This is a genomic window from Hyphomicrobium sp. (assembly GCF_036833075.1).
Lineage (GTDB): Bacteria > Pseudomonadota > Alphaproteobacteria > Rhizobiales > Hyphomicrobiaceae > Hyphomicrobium_C.
Window position 1 is genome coordinate 1 of sequence record NZ_DAITQL010000029.1, and the last position, 6,765, is coordinate 6,765.

Below are 6,765 nucleotides of genomic sequence, written 5' to 3' on the forward strand. Positions count from 1 at the left end.
GCAACCGGCATCCCGACCGAACCCAAGGTCAAGGGCACTCGCTGGCTCGACGAAGACGAGTTCGTGCTGCTCTATCGCTGGTTGGAATGCCCTGACACGCCAGTCCATCCCTCCTATCCACGCGCCGTGCAACTCATCATGCTAACCGGCCAGCGCGTCGAGGAAATTGCGCGACTCCATGTCGATCAATGGGACGCCAAGGAGCGAATCATCGACTGGTCCAAGACCAAGAACGAACAGCCCCACGCCGTTCCGGTGCCCTCGCTCGCTGCCGAACTGATCGAGTCCATCAAGCCAAACGAATACGGCTGGTTCTTCCCTTCGGCCAAGGATCCCAAGAAGCCCGTCAGCCACGGCACGCTATACAGCTTCGTCTGGCGCCAGCGGGACCGCGGCGTGATCCCCTATGCGACGAATCGCGATCTCCGCCGGACTTTCAAAACTCTTGCCGGCAAGGCGGGTGTGTCGAAGGAAATCCGCGATCGCCTCCAAAACCACGCCCTCCAGGACGTCAGCTCCAAGCACTACGACCGCTGGCACTATATGGTCGAAAAACGCGCCGGCATGGCCAAGTGGGACAGGTTCGTTCGGGCGCTGCTCAAAAAGAAGAAGGCCAACAACACATTCAAGCAGGCCGCGTGAGCTGTCGCACCCTCGTCGTCGCTGGAATGCTCAGCCTGTTCGGTGCCATCGCTCCCGTCCACGCCGACCCATGCGAGGCGCCACTGCCGAGTCAACCCGGCGTCCGCTTTTCCGGAGTCGTCCGATACGTCGGTGACGGAGACGGCCTTTGCGTTGGTAAGACGGCCGATCCCGAGGAATGGATTGAAGTTCGGCTCGCGGATTTCAATGCGGCTGAACTGCACCAGCCCGGCGGCACCGCGGCCAAAACGGCCCTCGAACGCATCGCTCTCCATCACGAAGTCATATGTACGACCGAGCGAGGGCGCAGCGGTCGCGTCATTTCCTATGACCGCGTAATCGCCCGCTGTCAGATCGGAACCGACAGTATCGGTGACCTGCTCCGCCATGCCGGCGTCACCGAGGGCGGCAACTGATGCGACCTTGGCGTGTCGAATGGCCTTAATCCTTCAACTTCCGCTTTCCCTCTTCAAGGAAGCCCGACAGCAATATCTCCATTGCCCCCATCATGTCGTCCGGCTTCTCTTCACGGAGCTTTTCTGCCTGTTCGACGAAACCCGAGAGCAAGACCTTCATCTCATCCGGCGCGCTCTCCAGCCGCCTGAGCATGTTCAGCCCGTTTTGGGCACAGCCGAGAAACTCGGCGTTTCGCTCCGTAATCTCGACCAGCATCTCATTGGTGATGCGCTCGCTCGGTGCGGCGAATTCCCCGTCGACCCAGTCCACATAGAGTGAGGCGTTCTTGGCTCGGTTCGACGTCTCGTGAAACTCGTCCTGGGTCTGCCTGAACGCGGCCATGGCCGCCTCCCAGTCGCCACGGGCTTTCGCATTAGTTTCCGCCTCAGAGCCCTTCAGCATGTAGGCATTCGATTTGTTCTTAGCTGCGTGACGCCCGAAGGCGGCCAGCACCTTCTTCTGATTGACTTCGAACCCAAGAACCAGGCTGACCGCCCAGGCGCCGAGGTTGTTGACCTTCGAGCATTCCTCGAGGGAGATCTGATGGAGGCAAAGGGCACGCGCCACCGCGCCGGCTTTCGCCAGAAGCTCCGCCTCGAAAAAAAGGCGCTCGGCATTATCAAATGTCTTCTCGGCGCCGCGGACGAGCACCTCTAAAGGCGCCTGGCCGGGCTTTGCAGCCTTCTCTCCCCTGTCTTCTCGCTTGATATCGTTCATTGTTGTTCCGACGTGTTGTAAGCAGAAATACTTCAGAGACTGCAGGCGTTTGCCGTCGAGACTGGAATAGCACATGACTGCTGCAGATTGGACGCCGGTATTCGTCCTGCCGAACATTCCGCTGGAAACCGCGATCGGCTGTGAGATCGCGGCGCTCGCGCCCGCGCATGATCGCCGTGTTGCGGCCCTGAAGCGGGCGCACCCGACGCTCAGGCACTTCCTAAACCGTTTTGCCGACAACTTCGGACAGAAGTTCGAGCCCGCGCTTCTGATCCTGAACGCGGCTGCACCACCAATCTTTCGCGACGTGACGGCGCTGGCGAGCTTCCGCGACCTCATCGCACTCTCGGCAGCGACTCACGGCCGGGCGCTGGAGCTCCGACATCCGCGCGGGCATCGCGTGCTCTTCGGTGAGGCCTTCGCGATCTACCCCTGGATGCTCGACCGACACTATGAGGATGTGATCGGCAGCACGCCGGCCATCCTTGGCACGCATGAGCTCTCGCGCTTCAAGGGACAATCGTCGCCGGCCTTGTTCCGCACGTCACTCGGCGAAAGCGACATCGACCAGCCGCTCCTGGCCGCGCTCATGGCGCGCTGGCGTCGACGCTACGAAGCAGCAGAGCCCGCCTGGGAGGACGTCGCACTGATGCGCTCGCTCAACATGGCGTATCACGCCTCGCTCTTGCCGGCCGGGACGGACACGACGTTCTACGACGTCGGGCGGGTCGTTTCCCTCTGGGTCAGTGCTTTCGAGATTCTCGTGCATCCAGGCGGAAACGGCCAGGCCAACCGGGACAAGGTGTTCGAGATGATTGAGCGCGCGCCTTGGGCGATTCCGGAAAGCGGCCAGCTCGCGCACGACACGGGCGGCAAGACCAAGGTAAAGCGCACACTGGCGTCCTGGCTCTATCAAGTGCTCTACGAATGCCGGAACGACTTCCTTCACGGCAATCCCGTCGAGCGCAGCAATCTGTTCCTCCCCACACCGCAGCGGACGATCTTCGAATATGCCGCACCACTCTACCGTATCGCGTTGACCGCGTTTCTCCCGCTCACATACGGGGTTCCGATGCCATCGACCAAAGACGCGCGCGCGTTCGGCGCCTATATCGCTGATCGCATGGACTTCATGGGACCGCAGAAATCCGCGGAGGAAGCGCTCCTGACCGCAACGCGCCCGCCCGCAGGCCGCGCCGCGCGCCGCGCCCGCGTCACTCGCCCGAATCCCTAGTCGTCGGCGCCAGCGTCCGGCTCCGCGATCAACTCTTCCGCTAGCTCCGAAAGCCACGGCGAGACATCCTCGATATGCACCGCACTGGCATGGACCGCGTAATAATCCCCGACCGTCCGGAAAGTCTCGCCAAAGCGGTCGACGAACATCTTATGCAGCTTGTCGTTGCGGCTCAGCACACTCGACAGGGCGCGACCACCCCGCAGGAATCTGAGCGCGTGCTCGGTCCCCAGCAGATAGAGATATTTTCGCTTCGCGGTCGGATGCTCCGCGAGCAACAGATAATCCTTGAACACAGAATTCTGGCGGATCGACTCCGCGCCGCCGCGCCACCGAATGAATTTGAACTCGGCGACCCGCAGGTTCGTCTCCAGGTCGAAATCGCGCCCGGTATTCCCGGCTCCGAGCGATACATATTCGACCCGCTCATCCGGTTCGAGGATGTGCGGAAGGCAGAGCAGGATGCCGAGCGCATGGATGGTCACATTGATCTGCCCGGCCAGGCGCTTCATTTCGGCCGCCGCGGCCAACGCCTCCCGACCCACGCCAGCGCCCTCAAGAAAGCCTACGCAGTCCTTCGCCGCCACGCCGCGCACCTTGCTCTCGATCCGCGCAAGCGTCTGCGTCAGGTCGGGCCCCGTGAACCGCACCAGCAGATCGCGAATATCCGCGGGATTCGTCATGCGCCCGCCTGGCCCGCGAAACGAAGCCGATCGATCTGATTGTAGTTGATCACCGCCGGGTCCGCGCCGATCACCGGAAATCGGCTGACCACGTAATGCATGACCTTGTCCAAGCCCAGTTCCTGTTTCAGTAGATGGTCACGGCCGCGCTCCTTCTTCAGTGCGCGAGCATAGTAGTTCGTCAGGGACCGGTTATATCTGACGAACAGCGTGCGCTCAGCCTCAATCTTCGAGAGATCGATCCAGTTATTCTTGCACTGGATGTTGAAGATGACGCCGCTGCGCGTGGCGACAACATCGAATTCCTTCCGATTGATCCGCTTGATGCCCGTCACGGTAAAACCCATGCGCTCAAGGTCTCGTTTCACCATGTCCTCGAATATGAAGCCCGCATGGATCTGGAAGCGCCGGCGGCTGCCCAGGTGAACATTCTTGAACGCATAGAGGAACCGCGACAGAAGATTGACGTTCGAGACGACCCTATCCTCAAGGTCCAGGAACGGCTGATAGGCATTGGTGTTCGTCGCATAATCCGAGGCCTCATTGACGATGAGCGTCTCAAGCTCGGCGGGGTCTAACTCGGACTGCGCACGCAGTATCGAGCGAAACTTCTGCTTTCCGATCTCGACGTAATAATCGTCGCGGCAATTCCGCGCGAAGGCGATCACCAGCAGGCCCATGGCGGAAAAATCGGAGTCCTTGAGCCCGAAGGCCTCGTAGGTCGCGCCGATCAGTTTCACGCCATTACGCAATTCGGCAACTGAAAAGATCTTCCTTCGATCCAGCGGCTCCATGGCGGGCATCGCGAACTGGTCGCCTCGCAACTCAGCCATCACATGGATCGACGCGCGCTCCGGTTCGAGAAAATAGTCGTCCAAGGTCTCGAAGCTATGGCTCGCCATCGCGCCGATGTGGTCGACCTCCAGACTGAAATCCGGCTGGGCCTCGAGCAGGGCAAGCTTTTGATGGAAGCCGGTAATGGCGATGCAGCTATGCTCGACCTGCGGCATGAGAACGGTCAGAGCGTCGTAGGGCTGGAGAACGAGCGAGCCGGAGCATGCGTAAGGCATGGTGTAAAGCAGCGAGACGAAATGCCGTCGCCGCGACTGAAAATAGTCGACCGCCCTGCCAACCGTGTCGAGCGTGATGGCTGCACTACGAGCGTCCACACCATGCGCGGCAAAGGCCGCCCCCATGGCGCCGGCGTAGAGCATAATCCGAGTGAAGCGAGAGATGACTGGCGCCTCGAGATGCGGCGCGAGCGCCTGACGCACCGCCAGCCATGTCGGGCCCGGGTTTGCAACAAACGCATCGTCCAGTCGGACCGCGCACAACCAGGCTCGGAGCCGATCGTCGGGGATCCCGAATTTCGGCAGATTGATGAACTCCTCCACGGCTCGGATCGTCTCATGCCATGCGGCCACCGCCTCATCGCGCCGATATTGGGCGAGAATGGAGAGCACGCCGTTGCCGTGTGCAGCCAACTGGCTTTCGATCAGCGCCCTCGCTTCAGCTCCCGATATCGTCTGCACGGCGCGCATATCTCTCCCGAGCGTCGCTGCACCTCGCCATCCACGACCGAACGCGCCACGCGTCAACCGAACGTATGGTGCAGTAAGGATGGCATCAGCCCGCTTAGCACTCGATCAACCTCGGCTTGACCAAGTTCGACTGCATGAGCTTTCGCATGAAGGGCTTCAAACCACTCCTGCGCGTCCAGCGACGGGACCGGAACGGTGATGTTGGGCAAGAGTTCGGCTGACAGCGTCTTATTTCGTGCGATCGATCCCGGTGACGCCGCGACAACCTGCGCATAACCTTCAGGAGTACGGAAATAGTACCAGAGAAACATCGGGAGACATCTCGTTCGATCGGCTTCACACGTAAGCATCCGATGGTTTCCGACGCAGCCATCATCAGCAGTTGACGCCAGCGCTATTGCCTGTTCCCACGCCATCAAATTACTGAATACGAGGTCACCGGTGGCGATGCGGAATAACTTCTGCCAAGTGAACTCCGCCCCTGGTATTGTCCGGCGATGGAATATCCCCTTGTAGAAGCTGCGCACACCAATTTCAGTATAGGTCTTCTCAGGATCGATTTGAACATGACGTCGAACAAGTGGCGCGATGTCGCCGAGTTTTGCGCGAGGTGAGTTGGAAGTGATCTTGTCGAATGCTCCTACCAGAGCTCTCAACTCGTCAAGCACAGCTAGCAACTCACGCTGCTTGGCGACTGCGCTTTCGATGATCTCAACAGGGCGACGGTGGTTCGCCTCCTTGGCATGAGGATTCTTGAAGTCCAAATCCACCGCGATTGTGCGACCTTCTGTATCGCGCTTGATGAGACTAGGCCCAAAGACTTTCCATGCTTGTGGTCCTTCCTTGCGCGCGGACCACCACTCAAGGCAGTCAGTGAGTTCTTCGTACAGTAATGGCTGAGTTTTTGAATACTTGCGCCGCCCCCCTGGGAGCGGCTGTTCCCAATACCAAATGTCACCCGTCGGGCCTGAAGTGTCGAAGAAAATGATGTTGGTCGGAATATCGGTATAGGGGGCAAACGTTCCTTCCGGCAGCCGGACGATAGTGTGCAAATTGAACTGCTCTAGCAGGTCCGCCTTGATGCGCGCCGCGATGCCATCGCCAAACAATATCCCATTCGGAACGACTACGCCGGCTCGCCCGTGGCCTCCTCGCTTCAGCCGTCGCATAATGAGTTGCAGAAACAGCAGAGCGGTCTCGGCCGTCCGGCGATCATCCGGGAAGTTCGTGAGGATGCCTGCTTCCTCCTCTCCGCCGAACGGAGGATTGGTCAGGATCACCTCGACGCGGTCACGCTCACCGATCTCTGTGAGCTTGAAACGCAGCGCGTTTCCGAACTCGATGTCGGGCGCCTCCAACCCGTGCAGCAGCAGATTCATCTGTGCCAACAGAAACGGTAGCGACGAGTCCTCGCCGCCGCGCAACGTCGCGCGCTGAAGGATCTCGCGCTTCTCCACCGGCGCGCCGGTGCGCCAGCCGCGGCCGTCGATCA

General features: G+C 60.3%; 7 protein-coding genes. 2 read left to right on the forward strand and 5 right to left on the reverse strand.

Annotated elements, in window-relative coordinates; all coding sequences use genetic code 11:
* A partial coding sequence (locus V7082_RS10345; RefSeq protein ID WP_334148239.1) for a site-specific integrase occupies positions 1–642 on the forward strand: 642 nt, incomplete at its 5' end.
* On the opposite strand, the gene V7082_RS10350 is transcribed toward V7082_RS10345, so the two are convergent.
* Together V7082_RS10350 and V7082_RS10355 are read right to left on the reverse strand one after the other, a co-directional pair.
* Complete coding sequence (locus V7082_RS10350) at positions 540–1,031, reverse strand: hypothetical protein (RefSeq protein ID WP_157048040.1); 492 nt, start codon at positions 1,029–1,031, stop codon at positions 540–542. The genes V7082_RS10345 and V7082_RS10350 overlap by 103 nt on opposite strands.
* Before the next feature lie 52 nt (positions 1,032–1,083).
* The gene (locus tag V7082_RS10355) at positions 1,084–1,815 is read right to left on the reverse strand and encodes an AbiV family abortive infection protein (RefSeq protein ID WP_334148241.1); all 732 of its coding nucleotides are present in this window, start codon (positions 1,813–1,815) and stop codon (positions 1,084–1,086) included.
* Between the two features lie 73 nt (positions 1,816–1,888).
* Between V7082_RS10355 and V7082_RS10360 the strand changes: the two genes are divergently transcribed.
* The gene (locus V7082_RS10360; protein WP_334148242.1) at positions 1,889–3,049 is read left to right on the forward strand and encodes a hypothetical protein; all 1,161 of its coding nucleotides are present in this window, start codon (positions 1,889–1,891) and stop codon (positions 3,047–3,049) included.
* On the opposite strand, the gene V7082_RS10365 is transcribed toward V7082_RS10360, so the two are convergent.
* The 3 genes from V7082_RS10365 to V7082_RS10375 form a co-directional block, all read right to left on the reverse strand.
* On the reverse strand, positions 3,046–3,732 hold the full coding sequence (locus tag V7082_RS10365; protein ID WP_012112806.1) for a hypothetical protein: 687 nt from the start codon (positions 3,730–3,732) through the stop codon (positions 3,046–3,048). The two genes, V7082_RS10360 and V7082_RS10365, sit on opposite strands and share 4 nt — an antisense overlap.
* A complete protein-coding gene (locus V7082_RS10370; RefSeq protein WP_334148246.1) occupies positions 3,729–5,273 on the reverse strand; it encodes a hypothetical protein in 1,545 nt (514 codons plus the stop codon). The genes V7082_RS10365 and V7082_RS10370 overlap by 4 nt, the downstream gene beginning before the upstream one ends.
* Before the next feature lie 53 nt (positions 5,274–5,326).
* A partial coding sequence (locus V7082_RS10375) for an N-6 DNA methylase (protein WP_334148248.1) occupies positions 5,327–6,765 on the reverse strand: 1,439 nt, incomplete at its 5' end.